Source organism: Micromonospora sp. NPDC051300 (assembly GCF_044455315.1).
GTDB lineage: Bacteria > Actinomycetota > Actinomycetes > Mycobacteriales > Micromonosporaceae > Micromonospora > Micromonospora robiginosa.
In genome coordinates this window covers 472,493-494,289 of record NZ_JBITEP010000001.1, presented here as the reverse complement: position 1 = coordinate 494,289, position 21,797 = coordinate 472,493, and the positions used below count along the sequence as shown (strand labels likewise).

Genomic DNA, 21,797 nt, shown 5'->3' with positions numbered 1-21,797 from the left:
GGGGCGAATTCCATACAGTTACCGTCGCGTCTCGCGACGGTCGACGGGAAAGAGGACGCCGTGCCTCCTGCCGCACCAGGCCCGTTCCTGCGTCGCCGCCGCCTCGGCACCGAGCTGCGCCGGCTCCGCGAACAAGCCGGTCTCACCGGTGACCAGGTCATCGAGCGGATCGGTTGGGCCTCCGCATCCAAGCTGTCCCGGTTGGAGAACGGCCGCAGCCGCCCCGACCCGGACGACGTCGACGTGCTGCTGACGCTCTACGGCGCCGACGACGAGCAGCGCGCGGAGCTGACCGGGATCACCCACGAGGCCGGCGACATGCGGGGCTGGCTGCGCAACTTCCCGGTGATGACCCAGCAGCAGCGTGCCTTCGCCGAGCTGGAGGCGGGCTGCGCAGAGATCTGCGAGTACAACCCGGTGCTGGTGCCCGGGCTGTTGCAGACCCCGGGGTACGCCCGGCACCGGATCCTCTCCGCGGCCCGGGTGGCCGACCAGGCCGGCGACCCGGAGCCGGAGGACCCGGAGACGGAGGTGGCCGCCCGGCAGGCGCGCCAGTCTCTGTTGACCCACGTCCCCCGGTACACCGCGGTGCTGGAGGAGGCCGCGCTCGGCCGGCGGGCCGGACCGCCGGAGGTGCTGCGCGAGCAGCTCGCCCACCTGTGCGACCTGGCCGGACTGCCGAACGTGGAGCTGCGGCTGCTGCTGCGGGACACCCGGGTGGGCGACTGGTACCTTCCGCCGACCGCCTTCTCGCTCTATCGGTTCGCCGATCCCCTCGATCCGGAGACGTTGGCGATCGAAAGTGGGTTCACCGACGTCATGTCGACCGAGGCAAACACCCTAAATCGCTATAAAGTGGTGTACGAGTGGCTATGCTCGTCAGCACTCTCCGCATCGGACACCCTCTCCTGGTTGATCGAGGCGACGGGACGGCTGACCGGCACGGCAGTCGAGTCCACCGTGGCGCACGGGCCGGCAACGGCGCCGACCCAGCGTCGCCGGGACTCGGGGCGCCTCACGACGGAACGGTGATCCCGCCGGACGCCGTCCGGCGGCGGCGTCGCTCGTTCCCCATCGGAGCACCTCACCAGGAGCAGGACACCATGAACGAGATCCGCCACAGCACCACCGCCCGCTCGGGGCACCTCGCCGGCGCCGCCTGGCGCAAGAGCACCCGCAGCCAGACCTCGAACTGCGTCGAGGTCGCGCCGCTCGGCACCGGGCCGGCGACCATGGCGCTGCGCGACAGCAAGGACCCGAGCGGGCCGGTGCTGCTGTTCAACCGGGCCGGCTGGCTCGGCTTCATCGCCGGAGCGAAGAACGGCCAGTTCGACCTGAACTGATCCGGCGAGTGCCCGGGGGCCGTCGGCGTCATGCCGGCGGCCCCCTCGCATGTCCACCCCGGACAACCGTGCTGACCTGGGATCCCCCGAACGGACGAGCCGGCCGGTTTCACTTGCTGGGACGAGGCGCGGGCGTACGATGACGCATGGAGTGACGTGGAAGTTCCACCGCGCATCCGTCCGTCTCCGGGGGACACCATGCGGTTCCTGATCGTCCGCACCGAGATCCGTAACGCCGCCGACGCCGACATCGCCGCCGCCTGGGCCGACGGGGGTCGCCTGCGGGACGAGACCCGCGCCCCGGAGCCCCGCCGCCAGGTCGTCCACGCCGAGGACCGGGACGCCGCCCTCCTGCTCGCCCGCGCGCTGTCCGCCGTCGGGGCGGTCCGCGCCGGCCGGCACCGGGTCAAGGTGCTGCCCATCGACGAGCCCACCCCCGGCCACCCCTACCGCTGGGACGGCGGATGACCGGCCGCTGACGTCCGTCGTGGCCGGACCGGCTCCCCCGCCGTGCTCCACGCCTCACCCGGCCACGACGGCCCGTGTTCCCGGCCCGAGACCGCCGCGGCAACGACGGTCCGGGCCGGGACCGCGTCTCCGCCCTGTCCCGAGCCGCCTCATCCGGCCCACCCCGATGCGAGCCAGATCCAACCCGAGCCCGACCCGACCCAGCCGGACCCAGCTCGATCCGGCCCAGCGCGAGCGGGACCCAGCCCGGCGCGGCACGGCGCCGGGCCGGACCCGGCCCGACCCAAGCCCAGCCCGACCAGTCCGGCGCGAGCCGGGCCAGGACCGGCCCGTCTGAGCCGGACCGCTCCGCCTCCCCGCGCTTGGCGGCCCGGGGCCGCGGCTCTGCCGAGCCAGTACCCGAGGGCGGGGGCGAACCCGCGCGAGGACTCCCACCAGACAGGAGTCCGGTTTCACACTTCAGAATGGCCCGAGATCTTGGAACGAAAGTGCCCCCAGGGGGGCCATTTCGTTCCAAGATCTCAAAGAGACCCTGCCGCGCGAGCGGCAAGTCGGGCGAATCGCCTCCCTGGGACGCGCGAAGTGGCCGGCCGAGCAAGTTCGGCGAAGTGGCGACATCGCCTTCGCCCGGACCCCGCGCTGGCGACGGCCCGCGGGACACGGTCGGCGGGCGGAACGGGTCAGCAGTGGCCGTCGAGCCAGCGGTGCACCAGGAACAACGCGATCGACGAGGGCGGCGGCAGAAGCAGGCGGTCCCCGCCGTCCACCGGCACCGGCTCACCGGCCAACGCCGCCCCGATCTCCCGTCGGCTGAACCACCGCGCGTGCGCGATCTCGGCCGGGTCGACCCGGATCTCCTCGTCGGCGTCCGCCCGGGCCAGGAAGCCGAGCATCAGCGAGCCGGGGAACGGCCAGGCCTGGCTCGACACGTACCCGATCTCCTCGACCGCGACGCCGACCTCCTCGCGGACCTCGCGCAGCACGGCCGCCTCGGCCGACTCGCCGGGCTCGACGTAGCCGGCCAGGCAGGAGTAGCGGCGCACGCCGGGACTGCTCGGCCAGGCGGCGTTGTTGCCCAGCAGGCAGCGCCCCTCCGGGCCGTCCACCCCGTCGTGCACCAGCACGATCATCGCCGGGTCGGTACGCGGCCAGGTGCGGTGGCCGCCCGGGTCGATCCGGGACCAGCCCGCCTCGTCGACCCGCGTCGGCTGCCCGGTCGACGCCGAGTAGCCGTGCCGCAGGTGCCAGTTGAGCAGCGCCAACGCGGTGGTGAACAGGCCCGCGTCCCGGTCGGTCATCAGGTGACCGACCTCGCGCAGGTGGGCCCGGCGGGCGCCGGGCAGCGCCGGCAGCGGCCCGTCCACCGCGAAGACCGGCGCCCCGTCCGGCTCCAGACCGAGGAACATCGGCACCGAGCGCGGCACCTCGGGCAACTCACCGGAGCCGACGAGCACCAGCTCCGGGGGCGCGCCCTCGCCGCGAACCAGCGTCCGGCCCTCGTCGGTCGAGTCCAGGACCAGCACCCGGGCCTGCTCCCACGCCTCCGCCAGCCAGGCCGGGTCGGTACGCCGGTGGGCGGCCCGGTCCAGCGTGGACCGGGCCAGCGGCGGCGCCGCCTCACCCGTCATGTGCCACCGTCCGTTCGCGACTCCGGGGCTGGCGAACCCGGCTCACTCCGCACGCTCACGGGGACGGTTCCGTCCGCACCGGGGTGAGCGCGGCGAGCGAGTCGGCCACCCGCGACGCGTCCCCGAGCACCACGGTGACCGCGTGCGCCGGGGCGAGGTAACGGGCGGCCACCTCGGCGACGTCGTCCACGGTCGCGGCGGCCAGCCGGGCGGCGTGCTCGGTGAGGAAGTCCAGCCGCAGCCCGTTGCCGGCGTACGCGCTGGTCAGCGACGCGAGACCGGCCTGGGTGGACATGCCGAGCTGGAGCGTGCCGAGCGCGTACTGGCGGGCCTGCTCCAACTCCTCGGGCTTCGGCGGCACGGTGGCCAGCCGGCCCAGCTCGTAGTGGGTCTCCAGCAGCGCGGGCGCGGTCACCTCGGTCGCCACCTCGGCGCCGGCGACCAGCACCGACCCGGCCACCGAGTGCTCGACGAGCGAGTGCGGCCCGTACGTGTAGCCCTTGTCCTCGCGGATGTTCTCCACCCAACGGGAGGAGAAGTAGCCGCCGAAGATCAGGTTCGCCAGTTGCAGCGCCGCGTGGTCGGGATGGGTGCGGGGCACCGCCGGCAGCGCCATGCGCAGCGAGGACTGCACCGAGCCGGGCCGGTCGATCAGCAGCAGCGGCCCCGGCTCCAGCGGCGGGGCGGGCGGCAGCTCGGCCACGTGACCGTCCCCCCGCCAGCCGGCGAGCGCCGCCTCGGCCGCGTCCAGCGCCCGCTCCGGCCGCACGTCGCCGACGAGCACCAGCACCGCGCCGGCCGGATGCACCCGCTCGGCGTGCAGCTTGCGCAGCGCGGCCGGCCGGACCGCCCGCACCTGGTCGGGCTCGGGGGTCTGCACCGAGTAGGGGTGGCGGCCATAGATCCGCTTGAGCAACGCGGTCCGGGCCAGGTGTGACGGCTGGCTCTGGGCCACCTGGATCCGGTCGACCAGACGGTCCCGCTCGGTCGCCACCCAGTCGCCCGGGTAACTGGCGCCGGTGAGCACCTCGGCGAGCAGTTCCAGCATCCGGTCCAGCCCGGTCACCAGGCTCGCGCCGGAGAGCATCAGCCGGTCCGGGTCGAGGCCGGCGGAGAGCCCGCCGCCGACCTTCTGCAGCTCGGCGGCGATCTCGGTGGCGCTGTGCGCCTCGGTGCCGGCCAGCATGGTCTGCGCCAGCATCGCGCCGCGGGCCAGGTGGGTCCGCCCGAACGGCATCCAGAGCCGCAGCTCGACCAGGGGTACGGCGGGACGGCGTACCGCGATCACGGTGAGGCCGTTGCCGAGCGTGCGCTCGGCCTGCTTCGGCACGGCGAGCCGGCGGTTGGGGCCGAGCGCCGGCAGCGGCCGGACGGTGGTGGGGGCGGTCACTGAGCCATCTCCGTTCGCGACTGCGGGGCTCGCAAAATCGGCTCACTCCTCGCGCTCACCGCACACCTCCGGGCACGACCTCGATCGACGCGCGGCGCTCGGGCCGCAGCGTGGCGGCGGCGGCGCGGACCTGGTCCTCGGTGACCGCGCCGACCAGCCGGGGCAGGTCGTTGAGCAGCCCCGGTTCGCCGCGTTGCTGTTCCAGCACCGCCATCCGCAGCGCCCGGCCGAGCACCGCGTCGGTGTCGCGCAGCAGGTGGGTGGCCATCCGGGCCTGGGTACGCGCCAGCTCGCCCTCGACCAGCCCGTCGGTGGCCAGCCGGTCCAGCTCCTCGTCGGCGGTGCGCAGCACCTTGTCCACGTCGCCGCCGGGCGGCAGGTGCGCCTGGAGCAGCAGCGCGGTGGGGTCGCGCACGTCGAACGGGTCGCCCATGAAGCCGAGGTAGCCGCCGACGCTGGTGACCGTGCGGTCCCGCTGCACCAGCCGTTCGACGAGTCGGGACGCGTCGCCGTCGGTGAGCACCTCGGCCAGCACCACGTAGGGCAGGTAGCCGGCGAAGTCGGTGACCGGGTCGGGCACCCGCCAGGCGGCCGCCACCGCCGGCAACGGGGCCAGCGCGTCGGTGTAGGTGCTGCGCCGCTCGGCGGTCAGGTCGGGCTCGGTGAAGTCGGGTCGCTCCGGGGCGGGACGGGCCGGCACGTCGCCGAAGTGCCGTTCGACGAGCGCGGTCGCCTCGGCGACGTCGATGTCGCCGCTGACCGCGAGCACCGCGTTGCCGCTGGCGTAGTAGCGGCGGAAGAAGTCGGCCGCGTCGGCCACGGTCGCCGACTCCAGGTCGTCGAAGGAGCCGTAGCCGTCGTGCGCGTTGGGGAAGGTGTCGAACATCACCGGGGGCAGCGTCAGCCAGGGGAACCCGCCGTACGGGCGGTTGAGCACGTTGACCCGGATCTCCTCCTTGACCACGTCGACCTGGTTGCGCAGGTTCTCCTCGGTCAGTCGGGGGCCGCGCATCCGGTCGGCCTCCAGGAACAGCGCCCGTTCCAGGGCGTTGCTCGGCAGCGTCTCGAAGTAGTCGGTGTAGTCCAGGTGGGTGGAGCCGTTGAAGGTGCCGCCGGCACCCTGGACGTGCCGGAAGTGGGCCAGCTTCTCCAGGTTCTCCGAGCCCTGGAACATCAGGTGCTCGAAGAGGTGGGCGAAGCCGGTGCGGCCCTCCGGCTCGGAGCGGATGCCGACGTCGTAGACCACCGCCACCCCGATGACCGGGGCGCTGCGGTCGGGAGTGAGCACCACTCGCAGGCCGTTGTCGAGGGCGAACCGCTCGACCGGGTACTTCGTGGCGGGAATCCTGGCTCTCCTGGTCGGCACGCGATCGACACTAGCGCCTCCGTACCGGCCGCACCGGCGGTGTGCCCTGGCCGAACGGTGGACAGATGCGGGACGGGTCTTGACGCCGACCTCGTCCTGCCCCACTCTTCCTACCAACTAAATAGGAATACTGCGGATTGGACTTTCGATGAGACGGCTCCCCCTGCGCCGCCTGGTCACGCTGGCCACCCTGGCCGCGGTCGGCACGGCCACGCTCGGCACCACCGCCGCCTGCGGCGACGACAGCGACGCCGCCGGCGCCTCCGGTCCGGTGACGCTGCGCCTGGGTTACTTCCCGAACATCACCCACGCGCCGGCCGTGGTCGGCGTGGAGAAGGGGATCTTCAAGGAGAAGCTGGGCAGCGACGTCACGCTGGAGACGAAGACGTTCAACGCCGGCCCGGCGGCCGTCGAGGCGGTCTTCTCCGGCGCGCTCGACGCCACGTACATCGGTCCGAACCCGACCGTGAACGCCTTCTCGAAGTCCAAGGGCGAGGCGGTCCGGGTGATCTCCGGCGCCGCGTCCGGCGGCGTCGCGCTGGTGGTCAAGCCCGGCATCACCTCGGCGGAGCAGCTACGCGGCAAGAAGATCGCCACGCCGCAGCTCGGCAACACCCAGGACGTGGCGCTGCGCTACTGGCTCAAGGAGAAGGGCCTGGAGACCACCAAGGAGGGCGGCGGCGACGTCAAGATCGTCCCGCAGGAGAACGCGCAGACCGTCGAGACCTTCGGCAGCGGCGCCATCGACGGCGCGTGGGTGCCGGAGCCGTTCGTCTCCCGGCTGGTCAACGCCGGCGGCAAGGTGCTCGTCGACGAGCGCGACCTCTGGCCGGACAAGAAGTTCGTCATCACCAACCTGCTGGTCAGCACCAAGTTCCTCAAGGCCCACCCGGACGTGGTGAAGAAGCTGGTCGAGGGCCAGGTGGCGGCGAACGAGTTCGTCAACACCAAGCCGGACGAGGCGCAGCAGGCCATCTCCGAGCACATCGGCAAGATCACCGGCAAGCCGCTGGACATCAAGCTGATCAAGCAGGCCTGGCCGACGCTGGAGTTCACCAACGACCCGATCTCGTCCTCGCTGAAGACCGGCCTGGACCACGCCGTCGCGGTCGGGCTGACCCAGCCGGTCGACCTGAAGGGCCTCTACGACCTGAAGTTCCTCAACGAGGTGCTGAAGGCCGCGGGCAAGCCCGAGGTCACCCAGCCGTGACGTCGACCACGACGACCCCGCGCAGCGCGACCGGCTCGGTCGCGCTGCGCGGCGTGACAAAGGTGTACGGCCAGGGCGAGCAGGCGGTCCTGGCGCTGGACGGGTTGTCGCTGGACGTCGCGCCGGGCGAGTTCGTCTGCCTGGTCGGCGCGTCCGGCTGCGGCAAGAGCACGCTGCTCAACCTGGTCGCCGGCCTGGACCGGGTCAGCGGCGGCACGATCGAGCTGGGCGAGGGCGTCAACCCGGGCCTGATGTTCCAGGAGCCGGCGCTGTTCCCGTGGTCCACCGTCGAGGGCAACGTCGAGGTGCCGCTGAAGCTGCGCGGCCTCCCCCGCGACCAGCGCCGGGAGCGGGTCGCCGAGCTGCTGCGCACGGTCCACCTCTCCGAGTTCGGCCGCAAGCGCCCACACCAGCTCTCCGGCGGCATGCGGCAGCGGGTCGCGCTGGCCCGCACGCTCGCGCTGGACACCCCGGTGCTGCTGATGGACGAGCCGTTCGGTGCGCTCGACGCGATGACACGCGACATCCTGCACGACGAGTTGGAGCGGATCTGGGGCGAGCGCAAGCTGACCGTCCTGTTCGTCACCCACAACGTCCGCGAGGCGGCCCGGCTCGCCGACCGGATCGTGCTGCTCTCCAGCCGGCCCGGCCGGATCATCTACTCCACCCCGGTCGACGTGCCCCGTCCCCGGCGGATCGACTCGCCGGAGGTGTCGGCGATCGCCGCCGAGGTCACCGACCGGCTGCGCAAGGAGGTGGGCCGGCATGGCCAGTGACACCCTCACCGGGTCGGCGCGTACCGACGCCGAGATCTCCGGCCTCGACGCGCTGGAAATCGCCGGCCAGGAGAAGGGCCCGTCCCGGATACGCCGGCTCTGGTCCGCCACCTGGCCCAAGTTCGCCGCGCTGGCGCTGGCCGTAGCCCTCTGGCAGGCAGTGGTGTGGAGCGGCTGGAAGGAGCCCTGGGCGCTGCCCGGTCCGGCGGTGGTCTTCGCCGATCTCGGTCACTACCTGGTCAGCTCCGCGCTCTGGGAAGGGCTCGCCACCACCGCCCGCCGGGCCGCCGTCGGCTTCGCCGCCGCGGTCGCGGTCGGCCTGCTGCTCGGCCTCGGGGTGGCCCGGGTCAAGGTGCTGCGCGCCGCGCTCGGCTCGATGATCACCGCGTTGCAGACCATGCCGTCGATCGCCTGGTTCCCGCTGGCGATCCTGCTGTTCCAGCTCAGCGAGCAGGCCATCTTCTTCGTGGTGGTGCTCGGCGCCGCGCCGTCGGTCGCCAACGGCGTCATCCACGGCGTCGACTACGTGCCGCCGCTGCTGGTCCGGGCCGGCCGCAACCTCGGCGCCCGTGGGCTCAACCTCTACCGGTACGTGATCGCGCCGGCCGCGCTGCCCGCCATCGTGGCCGGGCTCAAGCAGGGTTGGGCGTTCGCCTGGCGCAGCCTGATGGCCGGTGAGCTGCTGGTGGTCATCGCCACCCGCACCTCGATCGGCGCGCAGCTCACCTACGCCCGGGAACTGAGCGAGGCGCCCCGGTTGATGGCCATCATGATCGTCATCCTGGTGGTCGGCCTGCTGGTGGACACCGCGTTCGGCGCGGCCGACAAGGCGATCCGGCGCCGCTGGGGCGTGCTGGACCAGGCCGGCAACTGACGTCGTGTACATCTCCGCGCGCGCCGACTACGCGCTCCGGGCCATGCTCGCCGTCGCCGACGCCGGCTCCCCCGGCGACGGATTCTCCGGCGGCGGCGAGCTGGTCAAGGCCGCGAGCCTGGCCGACAGCCAGGACATCCCGCTCAGCTTCCTCCAGGGGATCCTGCTCGACCTGCGCCGGGCCGAGTTGCTGCACAGCCACCGCGGCACCGAGGGCGGGTACGCGCTGACCCGGCCGCCCGCCGAGATCAGCGTCGGCGACGTGCTGCGCGCCGTCGGCGGCGCGCTCACCAGCGTGCGCGGCCTGCCCGCCGACCGGGCCGGCTACCACGGTGTCGCCACCGGGCTGCGCGACGTGTGGCTGGCCGTGGACGGCGCGATCGCGCTGGTGGTGGACCGCACCACCCTGGCGGACCTGCTGGCGGACCGCGCGTCGGCGTCCTGACCCGACCTGCCGCGCCGTCCGGCCCGCCACGCGGTGGGCCCGACGAGCCGGCGCTGGACGGTGCTGGCGCTGGACGGTGCCGGCGCTGGGGACGCCGGCGCTGGGGACGCCGGGCGGGGCCCGGTGCCGGGGCCCCGCCCGGCTGCTCGCGCCCCGGGCGGTCGCGTCGGGTGCGCCGGGGCCGTCGGCCGCGCCGCCCGCGACGGCGCTGACCGGACCGGCGACCCGGCCGGTGGATGCCCGCGGAAGAAGGCATCGCTCCGACGCGATATGACCGAGAGGCATTTTTATGCCTCTGAGGTATATCCATTTTTTTCGAACGGCCGCCGACCGGGGTCACACCGCGTGACGACCCGACCGGCGAAGATGATCAGCCGGGGTTGAACGTGCGGGCCGCACCCCGGTCCGGTGGACCGCCCGCGGTCGGATGCCAGGGGCCGAACGCGACCACCACGGCGAGCGCCAGGCCGGCACCCGCCACCGCGAGCACCAGCAGCACCTCCCGGGCCCCGCCCGGGCCGGCGTCACCCGCCATGGTCCCCTCCCGCCTCCGGCCGGTCCCCCCGGACCGCGCGGGACCAGCATCGTCGCCCCGACGACAGCGGACAGTCGGCCACCCGACTGAAGATTCGCTGATCCCCGACTCAGCGACGTGGCGCCGAGCGACCGGCCGGCCCTATCGGAACGGCCGGTCGACCACACCGGAAACGCCTACCGGTCAGCGGCGGCGCGGGCGGCGCCGGGGACGGGTCGCCGGAGCGGGGTGCGCGGCGGCCGGCGGCGTGATGGTCACCGGCGTGCCGGAGGGCTCCCGCGCGCCGGTCAGCCGGCCCAGCTCCGCGTCGCCGGGGCGTACCCGGGTGGTCTTCGGGTTGATCCCCGCGGTGCTCATCAGCCGGGCGACGTCGCGGCGCTGCTCCGGCAGGACCAGGGTGACCACGGTGCCCGACTCCCCGGCCCGCGCGGTCCGGCCGCCCCGGTGCAGGTAGTCCTTGGCCTCGGTCGGCGGGTCGGCGTTGACCACCAGGTCCAGCCCGTCGACGTGGATGCCCCGGGCCGCCACGTCGGTGGCCACCAGCGCGGTGACCTGGCCGGTGCGGAACTGCTCCAGGATCCGGGTGCGCTGCGGCTGCGACTTGCCGCCGTGCAGGGCCGCCGCGCGTACGCCCTTGGCCAGCAACTGGCGGGCCACCCGGTCGGCACGGTGCTTGGTGGCGATGAAGACGATGGTGCGGCCCTCACGGGCGGCGATGCTGGCCAGCGCGCCCGGCTTGTCCTCCGGCTCCAGGTGCAGCACGTGGTGGGTCATCGCGGTGACCGTGGCGGTGCCCGGGTCGACGGAGTGCGTGACCGGGTCGGCCAGGAAGCGGCGGACCAGCCGGTCCACGCCCCGGTCCAGGGTGGCCGAGAAGAGCATCCGCTGCCCGCCCGGCGCGACCTGCTCCAGCAGCTTCGTCACCTGCGGCAGGAAGCCCATGTCGGCCATCTGGTCCGCCTCGTCGAGCACGGTGATGTCCACCTGGTCCAGCCGGGCGGAACCCCTGTCGATCAGGTCGTGCAGCCGGCCCGGCGTGGCCACCAGCACCTCGGCGCCGGCGCGCAACGCGTCCGCCTGCCGGGTCAGCGAGAGGCCGCCGACCACTGTCGCGCAGCGCAGCCCGAGCGCGGAGGCGTACGGGGTGAGCGCGGCGGTCACCTGCGCGGCCAGTTCCCGGGTGGGCACCAGCACCAGCGCGAGCGGGCGGCCGGGGCGGGCCCGGCGGCCGGCCGTACGGTGCAGCAGCGGCAGCCCGAACGCGAGCGTCTTGCCGGAGCCGGTCCGGCCGCGGCCGAGCACGTCCCGGCCGGCCAGCGAGTCGGGCAGGGTGGCCGACTGGATCGGGAACGGGGCGGTGATGCCCTGCGCGACCAGCTCGGCGACGAGCGCCGGGGCCAGGCCGGTGGAAGCGAACGTGGGCAGGGTGGTGGTCATGCGGACAGCCTTCCTCGAGGCGGCACGTGTCGAGGAAGGGCGCCGACCGGCGGCGCGTCACCGGCCTGGCCGGTGGTCACAAGCACGAACCGAAAAGGTACGGGCCGACCCGCCTCGGCGCGCCACGTCCCGTACGGGAGGGCGGCGCGGCGGGCCGGCCCGTGCACCACGCCCGGCGGGGCGCGGTGGTGGTGCCGGTTGATCCGAAGATCAGAGCGGACGGATGTTCTCCGCCTGCGGGCCCTTCTGGCCCTGGGTCACCTCGAACTCGACCCGCTGGTTCTCGTCCAGGCTCCGGTAGCCGGAGGTCTGGATCGCCGAGAAGTGGGCGAAGACGTCGGCGCCGCCGTCGTCCGGGGTGATGAAGCCGAAGCCCTTGTCAGCGTTGAACCACTTGACGGTGCCAATTGCCATGTGTTTCGTCTCCTTGACGGAACGGTCGGCCCGCACGTGTTGCGGGCCGGAGAGGAGCACCCCACGCGTTGGCTGCGTGGCGTGCCTGTCGCTGCTGGTCGCCCCGCCCGGAGAACTCCGGACACAACAAAGAGCGCCTGGGGCCACAATCCGCCAGGCGCACACAGAGTCTCTGGAAACCAAAACTGCAACGCGATCAACGTATCACGGATCTCGGCCGATGGGGAGATCACGCCGAAAATTCCGGTACGGCGGTCACCAGGCCGGTCAGCCCCGCGACGTTCAGCAGGTCGGTCGGGCGGACCGTCACCGCGTCCCGCACGTAGTGGAACGCCGCGCCGACCCGGTCCACCGGCACGCCCGCCAGCTCCGCCCAGGCCAGCCGGTAGACCGCCAACTGCACCGCCGCCGCCTCGGCCTCCCGCCCGGCGGGCTGCCGGCCGGTCTTCCAGTCGACCACGTCGAAGCGCCCGCCCGGCCGGGCGAAGACCGCGTCCATCCGGCCCCGGACCACCACACCGGCGATCACCGTGGCGAACGGCACCTCGACCTCCACCGGCACCCGGTCGGCCCACTCGCTGGCCAGGAAGCGCTCCTGCAACTCGGCCAGCGCGTCGTCCGGCGCGGCGCCCTCGTCGGCCGCGCCGGGCAGCTCGTCCACGTCCAGCAGCCGGTCGGCGCCGAAGCGCTGCTCCAGCCAGGCGTGGAAGGCGGTGCCCCGCCGCGCGTACGGGCTGGGCTCGCTCGGCATCGGTCGGCGCAGCGTACGGGCCAGCGCCTCCGGGTCCCGCCGCAACGCCACCAGTTGGGTCACCGAGAGCTGGCCGGGCAACTCCACCTCGACCGCCTCGGCCCGGCGGGCCAACTCCGCCCGCTCGGCGAGGAGCAGGTCGGCCTCCCGCCGCCACCGGGCCACCTCCGGATCCGCCGGGACCCCCTCCTCGGCCGGGACCACCCCGCCGGCCCCGGCCGCAATGCCGTCGCCCACCCCGGCCCCGGCCGTCGGGATCGCGGTGTCGGCGACGGTCGCCAGCAGGGCCGCCTCGCGGCGGGCCGCCTCCGGGTCGGCGAGGTGGCGGCGGACCAGCGCGGCGGCCTCGGTCAACGCCGGCCGGCGACCGCCGAGCGGGTCGGCCGGCCACTCCGCGCGCAGCACCGTCTCGGTGGTCGGGTTCACCGCGTCCCCGGCCGGCTCCGGCGCCCACGCGTCGACCACGTGCCCGTCCGCGCCGGTGAGGCCGGCGTCGTGCACCTCGCGCAGGAACACCGCCGGCCCCCGGAACCGCTTCGTCCCCTCCCCCCACCAGTAGCCGGAGCAGAGCAGCAGCCGGCGGGGACGGGTCACCGCCACGTAGGCCAGCCGGCGCTCCTCCCGCTCGTCGTGCGCCCGCCAGGCGTCGGTGAACTCCGCCAGCGCGCGAGCCACCGCACGCTGGTCCGCCGCCTCCGGCAGGGCCAGTTCGGGCAGGCCGTCCGCGTCGCCGCGCAGCGGGAACGGCAGCACGCCGAGCCCGCCCAGCCAGTGGTCGGAGTTGCGCACCGGCCCCGGCCAGACCCCCCGGGTCAGCCCGGCCACCGACACCACGTCCCACTCCAGGCCCTTCGCGGCGTGCGCGGTGAGCACCTGCACCGCCCCCGCCACCACCTCGACCTCGCCCGGGGCCAGCCCGCGCTCCTCGTCCTCGGCGGCGGACAGGTAGGCGAGGAAACCGGCCAGCGTGGCGCCGGGCGTCTCGCCGCCGAACCGGGCCGCCACGTCGCCGAGCGCGTCCAGGTGGGCGCGGGCCAGCCCGGCGTCCCCGGCGCCGTCCCGGCCGGCCCGGACCGCCACCTCGACGTCCAGCCCGATCGTGCGTTCGATGTCCGCGATCAGCTCCGGCAGCGACTGGTCCAGCCGGTAGCGCAGCAGCGCCAGCTCCATCCCGTACGACCGGAGCCGGGCGAAGCCCTCCGCCGAGTAGGCCTGGGCCGGCCCGAGGTCGGCAAGCGCCTCGACGAGCGTCGCCTCGTCCAGCACGTCCACGACGATCTCCGGGCCGTCGTCCCCGGTCAGCTCCCGGCGAGCGCGGGCGATCGCCCGGGCCCGCCGGTGCAGGGCGACCAGGTCGCGCGGCCCGATCCGCCAGCGCGCGCCGGTCAGCAGCCGCAGCAGCGCCGCCCCGTCGGTCGGGTCGGCGAGCACCCGCAGGGTGCAGACCACGTCCCGTACCTCGGGGGTGTCCAGCAGGCCGCCCAGCCCGACCACGTCCACCGGCAGCCCCCGGGCCCGCAACGCCGCCTCGATCGCCGGGATCTGGCTGCGCAACCGCACCAGCACGGCGGTGGTGGGGCGGCGGTCGGCCGGGATGTGCTCGGGCAGCGCACCAGGCATCCCGGCCGCGCCCCGCCAGGCCGCCAGCACGCTGTCCGCGATCCAGTCGGCCTCGTCGGCGTACGTCGGCAGCAGCGCGCAGTGCACGGTGCCGGCGGCCCGACCGCCGGGCGTGCGGTGCGGGATCGGGTCGCGGACGCTGAGCGCGGCGTGCAGCTCGGGCACCCGCGCGCCGGCCGCCCGCAGCGGCACCGAGAGCGCGTTGGCGACGTCGAGGATATCCGGCCGGTTGCGCCAGCTCGTGGTGAGACCCAGCACGTCGGCGGGGGTGCCGTCGGCGCGGGCGAACTCGCCGGGGAACCGGTCGAGCGTGCCGGCGCTGGCCCCGCGCCAGCCGTAGATGGACTGGCACGGGTCGCCCACGGCGGTGACCGGGTGGCCGCCGCCGAACAGCGCGTTGAGCAGCACCACCTGGGCGTGGCTGGTGTCCTGGTACTCGTCGAGCAGCACCACCCGGTAGCGGTCCCGCTCGATCACGCCGACGCCCGGGTGGTCGCGGGCCACCCGGGCCGCGCGGGCGAGCTGGTCGGCGAAGTCCATCGCCTCGAAGTCGTCCTTGCGCCGGCCGTACGCCCGGACCAGCGGCAGCAGCTTCAGCCGGGTCCGCTGGAGCTGGAGCGCCTTGCGCACGTCGGCGTAGACCCGGCCGGGGCGCGACTGCACCTCGGCGAAGAAGCGGCCGGTCCAGGCGGCCAGTTCGTCCGGGTCGACCAGGTGCTCGTCCAGCTCGCCGGCGAGGGCCAGCACCGCGTCGGTGATCGTGGACGGCATCCGGTCCACCTCCGACATGTCCCCGTCGTAGTGGCGCACCAGCAGGTCCACCAACTGCCAGCGGGACGCCTCGGTGAGCAGCCGGGTGGTCGGCTCGTACCCGGCGCGCAGCCCGTGCTCGGTGACGATCCGCCCGGCGTACGAGTGGTAGGTGGACACCGTCGGCTCGCCCGCGAACGGATCGTCGCGCGGGTCCCGTCGCGGCCGGCCCAGTCGACGGACGAGCTGGTCGAGGCGGGTCCGCACCCGGTGCGACAGCTCGCCGGCCGCCTTACGGGTGAAGGTGAGCCCGAGGATGTGCTCGGGGCGCACGTACGCGTTGGCGACCAGCCAGACCACCCGGGCGGCCATCGTCTCGGTCTTGCCCGACCCGGCGCCCGCGACCACCAGCAGCGGCTCCACCGGCGCCGCGATGATCGCGGCCTGCTCCCGGGTGGGCGCCGGCAGCCGGAGCAGCCGGGCCAGCTCGACGGGCGTGTAGCGGGGGCCGGCGTCGGCGGCCCGGGGCGCGGGCGTGCCGGCGGCGTCGAACAACGCCGGTTGGGTGGTCATGATCCGGTCCTCGGTCGGCTGCGCGCGCTCACGGCTGGCTCTCCGGGGGCGGCTCGACCACCTGGCGGCCCTGGCCGGAGACCGGGCAGCTGGTGCGTACCGGGCAGACCCGGCACTTCGCGTTGGCCACGGCGGCGAAGGTGGAGGCGGCCATCGTGTCGGCGGTCCGGCGGACCAGCGCGGTCGCCCAGCCGGCCTCCGGGCCCTCGCCGGCCGCGGGCTGGGCCTGCTCCCGGGCGTCCTTCGCGGCGGTGCCGAGCTGCACCAGCGCCGCGCCGCCGGACTCCTCGCCGAACTCCGCGAACCCGCCCGCCTCGACCGCCGCCTGGTACGCGCCGAGCTGCGGATGCTCGGCGACCTCCCGCTCGGTGACCGCGGTGGACTTGCCGGTCTTCAGGTCGATCACCACGAGCCGGCCCTCGGCGTCGACCTCCAGCCGGTCGACCCGGCCGGTCAGCTCGATCGGCCGGGTCGGGTCGTCCAGGCGGACCGCGAACTCGTGCTCGATGGCGAGCAGCCGGCGCGGGTTGCCGGCCAGCCAGCGCAGCAGCTTGTCGACCATCGCCTCGGCGCGCTGCCGTTCCGGGCCGACCATCCAGCGGGCGGCCAGCTCGATCGCGTCGAACCGGGCGGCCACGTACTCCAGCAGCGCCTCCCGGTCGACGCTCGCGTCCTCGGCCAGCATGGCGGCAGCGTGCACCAGGTTGCCGACACCCTGCGCCGCGCTTGCCGGCCCGCTGCCGCCGTGCCGTTCCAGCAGCCAGCGCAGGCTGCACCGCATCGCGCTCTCCATGGCCGACGGGGTGACCCGCACCGGCTCGCCGTCGTCGACGAGCGGCCGGTCGTCGGAGAGGCCGCGCAACCCCCACCAGTCGTCCGGGTGCGCGCCGGGCACCCCGGCGGCGGCCAGCCGGGCCAGCTCGCCCGCCGCCGCGCGCCGCCGGGTGATCGGCGCCGCCGGGTCGGTGATCGCGGTACGCAGCTCCGCCACCAGCGCGGACAGGGTGAGCCCGCGCGGCGGCAGGGTCACCGGGAGCGCGGCTGGCGGCCCGTCCTGGGGGTGCTCGTCGCCGTGCGGCGCCGGCCCGTCCCCCGCCGGTCCCCCACCGGCCGCGACCCGGTCCCGACCCGTCCCGGCCGGGTCCACTCCGCGCCCGTCCGGGCCGATGCCGTTCCGGCCGTGCCCATCCGGGTCGGCGCCGCTCGGGCCGGCGCTGTTCGGCCGAGCATCGCTCGGTCCGGGGCCACTCGGGCCGGCACCACTCGGTCCGGCGCCACTCGGGCCGGCGCCACTCGGTCCGGCGCCACTCGGGCCGGCGCCACTCGGGCCGGCGCCACTCGGGCCGGCGCCACTCGGGCCGGCACCGCTCGGGCCGGCACCGCTCGGGCCGGCGCCGTTCGGGCCGGCGCCGTTCGGGTCAGTGCTGTCCGGGGGTGGCGGGGCGGCGCCGCCCGCGCCGGTGGCGACCGGGTCGCCGGCGGCGAGTTCGTGCAGGAAGCGGCTCGGCTGTTCCTCGTGGTCGTCGCCGCCGACCGCAGCCGAGGCCACCGCGGTGACCAGCAGCCGGCGTCGGGCCCGGCTGACCGCGACGTGGAACAGCCGCCGTTCCTCGTCCAGCAGCGCCGACGTCTGCCCGACCAGGCTGGCCCGCAGCCCGGACCCGTCGGCCCGGCCGGCGAGCACGTCGACAAGCCGCTCCGAGCCGAGCAGGCTGCCGCGCAGGCGCAGGTCGGGCCAGACGCCCTCCTGCACGCCGGCGACGGCGACCAGGTCCCACTCCAGCCCCTTGGCCGCGTGCGCGGTGAGCAGGCGGACCGCCTCGCCCCGGTCGGCCGCCGCGGCGAGCGTGTCGGCCGGCAGTTCCTGGCCGAGCACGTGGTCCAGGAAGACCTCGGTGCGCGCGCCCGGCAGCCGGTCGACGAACCGGGCCGCCGCGTCGAAGAGCACCAGCACGGCGTCCAGGTCGCGGTCGGCCGCCTCGGCCCGCCAGCGCTGGGCCGTCTCGTGCTCGCCGGTGGCCGCCCGGCCCCGGGTGATCGCCCCGCCCCAGCGCTCCGCCAGCCCGCTCTCCCGCCAGACGGCCCAGAGCACGTCCTCCACGGTGGCGCCGGACGTGCCGGCGGCCTGCCGGGCGGTCGACAGCAGGTGCGCCACGGCCTGCGCGGGCGCGGCCCAGCGTCGCTCGATGGTGGCCAGCTCGGCCGGGTCGCGCAGCGCCTCCACCAGCAACTCGCCGGAGGGGCGGCGGTCCCCGGCGGCCAGCGCGAGCGCCCGCAGCCCCTGCCGCAGCCGCCGCTCGGCCAGCGGGTCGGCCCCGCCCAGCGGGGAGTGCAGCAGCGCGACGGCCGCCTCCTCGTCCAGCCGGTCGGCGTCGAGCGCGCAGCGGAGCAGGAGCAGCAGCGGGGCCACCGCCGGCTGGAGGTGCAGCGGCAGGTCCTCGCCGTGCACCACGGTGGGCACGCCGGCGGTGTGCAGGGCGCGCCGCAGCGACGGGAGCTGCCGCCCGGTGGACCGGACCAGCACCGCCATCCGGGACCACGGCACCCCGTCGAGCAGGTGCGCCTCGCGCAGCGCGTGGGCCAGCCAGGCCGACTCGCTGGTGGCCGAGCGGAAGGTGCGGACCTCGACCGCGCCGGCCGGCGCGTCCGGCCGGGGGCGCAACCGCCGGTGCGCCGCCGGGCCGCGGAGCCGGCGGGCCAGCCGGGCGGTCGCCGCCAGCAGCTCCGGCCCGGCCCGGTAGGAGGTGGTCAGCGTGACCTGGGCGGCCGGCGCGCCGGAGGCGGTACGGAACCGGTGGCCGAACGTGGCGACCACGGCCGGATCGGCGCCCCGGAAGGCGTACGTGGAGGAGTCCGGGTCGGCGAACGCGACAAGGGACTTGCCGCCGCCGGCCACCACGGCGAGCAGGTCCACCTGGGCCGGGTCGGTGTCGGCCAGCTCGTCGACATAGACGTGGGTGAGCCGGCGGCGCTCGGCGGCGAGCAGCTCGGGGTCGTCGAGCAGCATGCCGGTGGCGGCCCGCACCAGCTCCGCCGGGTCGTACGCGATCGAGCCCCGGTTGCTGACGTCGCGCAGCGCGAGCACGGCGACGTACTCCCGGAGGAAGCGCGCGGCGGCCGGCCAGTCGTCGCGGCCCAGCCTCTCGCCCAGCCGGGCCAGCTCGACCGGGCCGACCCCCCGCTCGGCGGCCCGCATCAGCAGGTCGCGGAGCTGCTGGGCGAACGCCCGGGTGCGCAGCGCGGGAAGCAGGTCCTCCGGCCAGCCGACCGGGTCGTCGCCGGGCTCCTCGCCGACCACGTCCAGCAGCTCCCGGATGATCAGATCCTGCTCGGGGCCGGTGAGCAGTCGCGGCGAGGGCTCGCCCCGCTCGGCGGCGGCCCGGCGGAGCAGGCCGAAGGCGTACGCCGGGAACGTGCGGACCAGCGGCTCGCGGACCACGCGGTGCCCGTCGCCGGCGATGCGCGCCTCGATCCGGCGGCGCAGTTCGGTGGCGCCCCGCCGGCCGAAGGTGAGCACCAGGACCCGTTCCGGGTCGACGCCCTCGGCCACCCGGGCGGCGACCGCCTCGACAAGCGTCGCGGTCTTCCCGGTGCCGGGACCGCCCACGACCAGCATCGGCCCGTCGGTGTGCGCGACGACCTCGGCCTGCACCGGATCGGCCAGCCGACCGCCCGTCCCGCCCTCGACTGCGGGCGTGCCGGCCACCGGGCGTGCGGCCTCGACCACGGGCGTGCCGGCCACCGGGCGCGCGGCCTCGTCGACGACTCGCCTGTCGTCGAGCGGCGGATGCGCGGCATCGCCCGTCGACCCCCCGGATCGCGGCTCCGTCACGGCCGGCCCGTCGGACCGGTCCACCCCCTGCCCCGCCCCGGCGTCGTGGGTGACCCCCGTCCCCGCGCCGCCGGGCCGGCGCACCAACCGGTACGCCTGCATCACCGACATCCCACCACGCCGGTACGACACCCGGAAATCGATACCGTCCGGCGCGCCGCAGCTCACCCGAACAGCGGGAACGGTAGCCACCTGTCCGGCCGGCAGACGCGCTCGCCGCGCCCCGAGCGCCGGTCACCCCCGCCGCCCACCGCAAGCAGACCCGGCCCGCGCGGGGCAGCACCTCCGGCCGCACCCGAAGTCCCCAGCAGACACCCATGCCGTTCCACCCGCCCGCCCCGCACGCCATCAGTGGAACGGCATGGGTGTCAAACCGGGCCTGAGACACCCATGCCGTTCCACCCACCCGATCCGCACGAGGTGAGTGGAACGGTATGGGTGTCTGGCGATGGGCGCAGAGGGCGCGGGCGGGTGCACGAGCGCGGGCACCGGCACGAGCGCGGGCACGAGCGGGGGCGCGGGCGCGGGCGCGGGAGGGGGCGCGGGCGGAGTGCAGCGCAGGGCGGAGGGCCGGAGAGGGGAGGGCGGCGCGGGGCGAGGGGGCGTCAGGTGAGGCGGGCGTCGAGGAGGTCGAGCGCGGCGGGCACGCTGTCGGCGACCATCAGCAGGTCGAGCCCGGCCGGCTTGAGGAAGTGGCAGTCGGCGAGAGTGCCGAGCCAGTCGAGCAGCGGCCGGTAGAACCCGTCGGCGTCGACAAGCACCATCGGCTTGGCGTGCAGGGCCAGCGTGGCGGTGGTCCAGACCTCGAACAGCTCGTCGAGCGTGCCCAGCCCGCCGGGGAGCGTGACGAACGCGTCCGACTTGTCGACCATCAGCGTCTTGCGGCTCGCCATGCCGTCGGTGACCAGCAGCTCGTCGGCGGCCAGGTCGGCGACCTCCAGGTCGACCAGGGTCTGCGGGATGACGCCCAGCGTGCGACCGCCGGCCGCCCGCGCGCCGTCCGCGAGCGCGCCCATCATCCCGACGCAGCCGCCGCCGCTGACCAGCGTGTGCCCGCGCCGGGCCAGCTCCGCGCCGGTCTCGGTGGCCAGCTCCAGCCAGCGGGCGTCGAGGGTGCGCGAGGACGCGCAGAACACGCAGATGTTCGCCATGTCAGCGCGACCCGGCGGGGCCCTCGGGCGCGGCCTCGGCGGCGGCCTGCTGGTCGGCGGCCACCCGGGCGACCGCCTCCTCACGGACCGCCTCCTGCTCGGCGGAGAGCACCGCCTCGGCCTCCACGATGTGCCGGACCGCCTCGTTGACGTCGTCGGTGACGCGGATCAGGTCGAGGTCGCTCGGCCCGATCTTGCCCTCGGCGGCCATGGTGTCGCGCAGCCAGTCGAGCAGGCCGCCCCAGTAGTCGGCGCCCATCAGCACGACCGGGAACCGGGTCACCTTGCCGGTCTGCACCAGGGTGAGCGCCTCGAAGAGTTCGTCCATGGTGCCGAAGCCGCCGGGCAGCACCACGAACGCCTGGGCGTACTTGACGAACATGGTCTTGCGGGCGAAGAAGTAGCGGAAGTCGATGGCGAGGTCGACCCAGTCGTTGAGGCCCTGCTCGAACGGCAGCTCGATGCCGAGCCCGACGGAGAGACCGCCGGCCTCGCCGGCGCCCCGGTTGGCGGCCTCCATCACGCCCGGCCCGCCCCCGGTGATCACCGCGTAGCCGGCCCGGGCCAGCGCGCCGCCCAACTCCTCGGCCAGCCGGCACTCCGGGCTGTCCGGCTTGCTGCGGGCCGAGCCGAAGACGCTGACCGCGGGCGGCAGGTCGGCGAGCGTGTCGAACCCCTCGACGAACTCGGACAGGATCCGTAGGGCCCGCCAGGCGTCCTTGGTCTTCCAGTCGCTGCGTCCCCGGGAGTCGAGCAGCCGCTGGTCCGCGGTGCTGGTCGGGATCGCCCGGTTGCGCAGCGTGACAGCTCCCCGGTGCCGCTCCATCCGCGGCCCCTGGTCAGCCGGCCGTCCGCTGCTCTCGCTCATGGAGCCACCGTAGTGGAGCGGCGGCGACGGGGCGCGTGGGCCGGCGAGCCGAAGAAAATCTTTGCGATCGAGGCAACTAATTCGGTCGCTGGTACGTCTTACTATTCACATACCCGGTATGCCCGGGGGACGCGCCTTCGGGGGAGGAGCCAGCGTTTGATCAGCAACAGCGAGATGATCCGGATCCGCCGGCAGATGCAGCGGCGGATCCACGACGTGGTGGCGGAGCGCCGCCGTGCCCGGATGGCGGAGGCGCACCGCGCCGAGCCGACCGGCGGGACCGACGAGGCGGACACGCCGCTGACCACGAGCGTCTGACCTGATCCGGGGCCCGCGCGGCCGGGCGCGGGCCCCGGATCAGTGGTA

Annotated in this window: 18 protein-coding genes; 8 read left to right on the top strand and 10 right to left on the bottom strand. The window is 75.0% G+C overall.

What is annotated here, in order from left to right; genetic code table 11:
* Positions 1-60 precede the first annotated feature (60 nt).
* The 3 genes from ACIA5A_RS02415 (at position 61) to ACIA5A_RS02405 (ending at position 1,811) form a co-directional block, all read left to right on the top strand.
* The gene (locus tag ACIA5A_RS02415) at positions 61-1,032 is read left to right on the top strand and encodes a helix-turn-helix domain-containing protein (RefSeq protein WP_396755589.1); all 972 of its coding nucleotides are present in this window, start codon (positions 61-63) and stop codon (positions 1,030-1,032) included.
* A 71-nt stretch (positions 1,033-1,103) separates the two neighbouring features.
* On the top strand, positions 1,104-1,343 hold the full coding sequence (locus ACIA5A_RS02410; protein ID WP_181570157.1) for a DUF397 domain-containing protein: 240 nt from the start codon (positions 1,104-1,106) through the stop codon (positions 1,341-1,343).
* Between the two features lie 198 nt (positions 1,344-1,541).
* Positions 1,542-1,811, top strand: a complete 270-nt coding sequence (locus ACIA5A_RS02405; RefSeq protein WP_396755587.1) for a hypothetical protein — start codon at positions 1,542-1,544, stop codon at positions 1,809-1,811.
* 680 nt (positions 1,812-2,491) lie between these two features.
* Here the strand turns inward: ACIA5A_RS02405 and nudC are convergent.
* Genes nudC through ACIA5A_RS02390 form a run of 3 tightly spaced genes read right to left on the bottom strand, consistent with a single transcriptional unit; the run spans position 2,492 to position 6,195 of the window.
* Positions 2,492-3,439, bottom strand: a complete 948-nt coding sequence (nudC, locus tag ACIA5A_RS02400; protein ID WP_396755585.1) for an NAD(+) diphosphatase — start codon at positions 3,437-3,439, stop codon at positions 2,492-2,494.
* A gap of 55 nt (positions 3,440-3,494) precedes the next feature.
* Positions 3,495-4,829, bottom strand: coding sequence for a M16 family metallopeptidase (locus ACIA5A_RS02395; RefSeq protein ID WP_396755583.1), 1,335 nt, complete (start codon positions 4,827-4,829; stop codon positions 3,495-3,497).
* Between the two features lie 55 nt (positions 4,830-4,884).
* Complete coding sequence (locus ACIA5A_RS02390; protein ID WP_396755581.1) at positions 4,885-6,195, bottom strand: M16 family metallopeptidase; 1,311 nt, start codon at positions 6,193-6,195, stop codon at positions 4,885-4,887.
* A gap of 148 nt (positions 6,196-6,343) precedes the next feature.
* Between ACIA5A_RS02390 and ACIA5A_RS02385 the strand changes: the two genes are divergently transcribed.
* From ACIA5A_RS02385 to ACIA5A_RS02370, 4 genes are read left to right on the top strand one after another with little or no spacing between them, the layout of a single operon-like run.
* On the top strand, positions 6,344-7,405 hold the full coding sequence (locus ACIA5A_RS02385) for an ABC transporter substrate-binding protein (protein ID WP_396755579.1): 1,062 nt from the start codon (positions 6,344-6,346) through the stop codon (positions 7,403-7,405).
* A complete protein-coding gene (locus ACIA5A_RS02380) occupies positions 7,402-8,181 on the top strand; it encodes an ABC transporter ATP-binding protein (RefSeq protein WP_181570163.1) in 780 nt (259 codons plus the stop codon). The genes ACIA5A_RS02385 and ACIA5A_RS02380 overlap by 4 nt, the downstream gene beginning before the upstream one ends.
* Positions 8,171-9,055: an ABC transporter permease gene (locus tag ACIA5A_RS02375; RefSeq protein WP_396755577.1), complete on the top strand. Its 885-nt coding sequence runs from the start codon at positions 8,171-8,173 to the stop codon at positions 9,053-9,055. The genes ACIA5A_RS02380 and ACIA5A_RS02375 overlap by 11 nt, the downstream gene beginning before the upstream one ends.
* A 4-nt stretch (positions 9,056-9,059) precedes the next feature.
* A complete protein-coding gene (locus ACIA5A_RS02370; protein ID WP_396755575.1) occupies positions 9,060-9,500 on the top strand; it encodes an RrF2 family transcriptional regulator in 441 nt (146 codons plus the stop codon).
* 370 nt (positions 9,501-9,870) lie between these two features.
* Here ACIA5A_RS02370 and ACIA5A_RS02365 read toward each other — a convergent pair whose 3' ends face one another.
* The 7 genes from ACIA5A_RS02365 to ACIA5A_RS02335 form a co-directional block, all read right to left on the bottom strand.
* On the bottom strand, positions 9,871-10,035 hold the full coding sequence (locus ACIA5A_RS02365) for a hypothetical protein (RefSeq protein ID WP_396755573.1): 165 nt from the start codon (positions 10,033-10,035) through the stop codon (positions 9,871-9,873).
* A 183-nt stretch (positions 10,036-10,218) separates the two neighbouring features.
* Positions 10,219-11,472: a DEAD/DEAH box helicase gene (locus ACIA5A_RS02360; protein WP_396755571.1), complete on the bottom strand. Its 1,254-nt coding sequence runs from the start codon at positions 11,470-11,472 to the stop codon at positions 10,219-10,221.
* Between the two features lie 210 nt (positions 11,473-11,682).
* On the bottom strand, positions 11,683-11,886 hold the full coding sequence (locus tag ACIA5A_RS02355) for a cold-shock protein (RefSeq protein ID WP_013288421.1): 204 nt from the start codon (positions 11,884-11,886) through the stop codon (positions 11,683-11,685).
* 229 nt (positions 11,887-12,115) lie between these two features.
* Positions 12,116-15,580 (bottom strand): ATP-dependent helicase, encoded by a 3,465-nt coding sequence (locus tag ACIA5A_RS02350; protein WP_396755569.1) that lies wholly within the window; start codon positions 15,578-15,580, stop codon positions 12,116-12,118.
* A 28-nt stretch (positions 15,581-15,608) separates the two neighbouring features.
* Positions 15,609-19,514, bottom strand: coding sequence for a PD-(D/E)XK nuclease family protein (locus ACIA5A_RS02345; RefSeq protein ID WP_396755843.1), 3,906 nt, complete (start codon positions 19,512-19,514; stop codon positions 15,609-15,611).
* A gap of 503 nt (positions 19,515-20,017) precedes the next feature.
* Positions 20,018-20,563, bottom strand: a complete 546-nt coding sequence (locus ACIA5A_RS02340) for a TIGR00730 family Rossman fold protein (RefSeq protein ID WP_396755567.1) — start codon at positions 20,561-20,563, stop codon at positions 20,018-20,020.
* A gap of 1 nt (position 20,564) precedes the next feature.
* Positions 20,565-21,431, bottom strand: coding sequence for a TIGR00730 family Rossman fold protein (locus ACIA5A_RS02335; RefSeq protein WP_396755565.1), 867 nt, complete (start codon positions 21,429-21,431; stop codon positions 20,565-20,567).
* A gap of 156 nt (positions 21,432-21,587) precedes the next feature.
* Here ACIA5A_RS02335 and ACIA5A_RS02330 point away from each other — a divergent pair, with 156 nt between their 5' ends.
* On the top strand, positions 21,588-21,749 hold the full coding sequence (locus ACIA5A_RS02330) for a hypothetical protein (RefSeq protein ID WP_181570171.1): 162 nt from the start codon (positions 21,588-21,590) through the stop codon (positions 21,747-21,749).
* Positions 21,750-21,797 lie beyond the last annotated feature (48 nt).

Coding starts and splice junctions, on each gene's coding strand:
- ACIA5A_RS02410 (WP_181570157.1), top strand. CDS start 1,104: ATGAACGAGATCCGCCACAGCACCACCGCCCGCTCGGGGCACCTCGCC.
- ACIA5A_RS02405 (WP_396755587.1), top strand. CDS start 1,542: ATGCGGTTCCTGATCGTCCGCACCGAGATCCGTAACGCCGCCGACGCC.
- nudC (WP_396755585.1), bottom strand. CDS start 3,439: ATGACGGGTGAGGCGGCGCCGCCGCTGGCCCGGTCCACGCTGGACCGG.
- ACIA5A_RS02385 (WP_396755579.1), top strand. CDS start 6,344: ATGAGACGGCTCCCCCTGCGCCGCCTGGTCACGCTGGCCACCCTGGCC.
- ACIA5A_RS02375 (WP_396755577.1), top strand. CDS start 8,171: ATGGCCAGTGACACCCTCACCGGGTCGGCGCGTACCGACGCCGAGATC.
- ACIA5A_RS02365 (WP_396755573.1), bottom strand. CDS start 10,035: ATGGCGGGTGACGCCGGCCCGGGCGGGGCCCGGGAGGTGCTGCTGGTG.
- ACIA5A_RS02360 (WP_396755571.1), bottom strand. CDS start 11,472: ATGACCACCACCCTGCCCACGTTCGCTTCCACCGGCCTGGCCCCGGCG.
- ACIA5A_RS02355 (WP_013288421.1), bottom strand. CDS start 11,886: ATGGCAATTGGCACCGTCAAGTGGTTCAACGCTGACAAGGGCTTCGGC.
- ACIA5A_RS02350 (WP_396755569.1), bottom strand. CDS start 15,580: ATGACCACCCAACCGGCGTTGTTCGACGCCGCCGGCACGCCCGCGCCC.
- ACIA5A_RS02345 (WP_396755843.1), bottom strand. CDS start 19,514: ATGCAGGCGTACCGGTTGGTGCGCCGGCCCGGCGGCGCGGGGACGGGG.
- ACIA5A_RS02340 (WP_396755567.1), bottom strand. CDS start 20,563: ATGGCGAACATCTGCGTGTTCTGCGCGTCCTCGCGCACCCTCGACGCC.
- ACIA5A_RS02335 (WP_396755565.1), bottom strand. CDS start 21,431: ATGAGCGAGAGCAGCGGACGGCCGGCTGACCAGGGGCCGCGGATGGAG.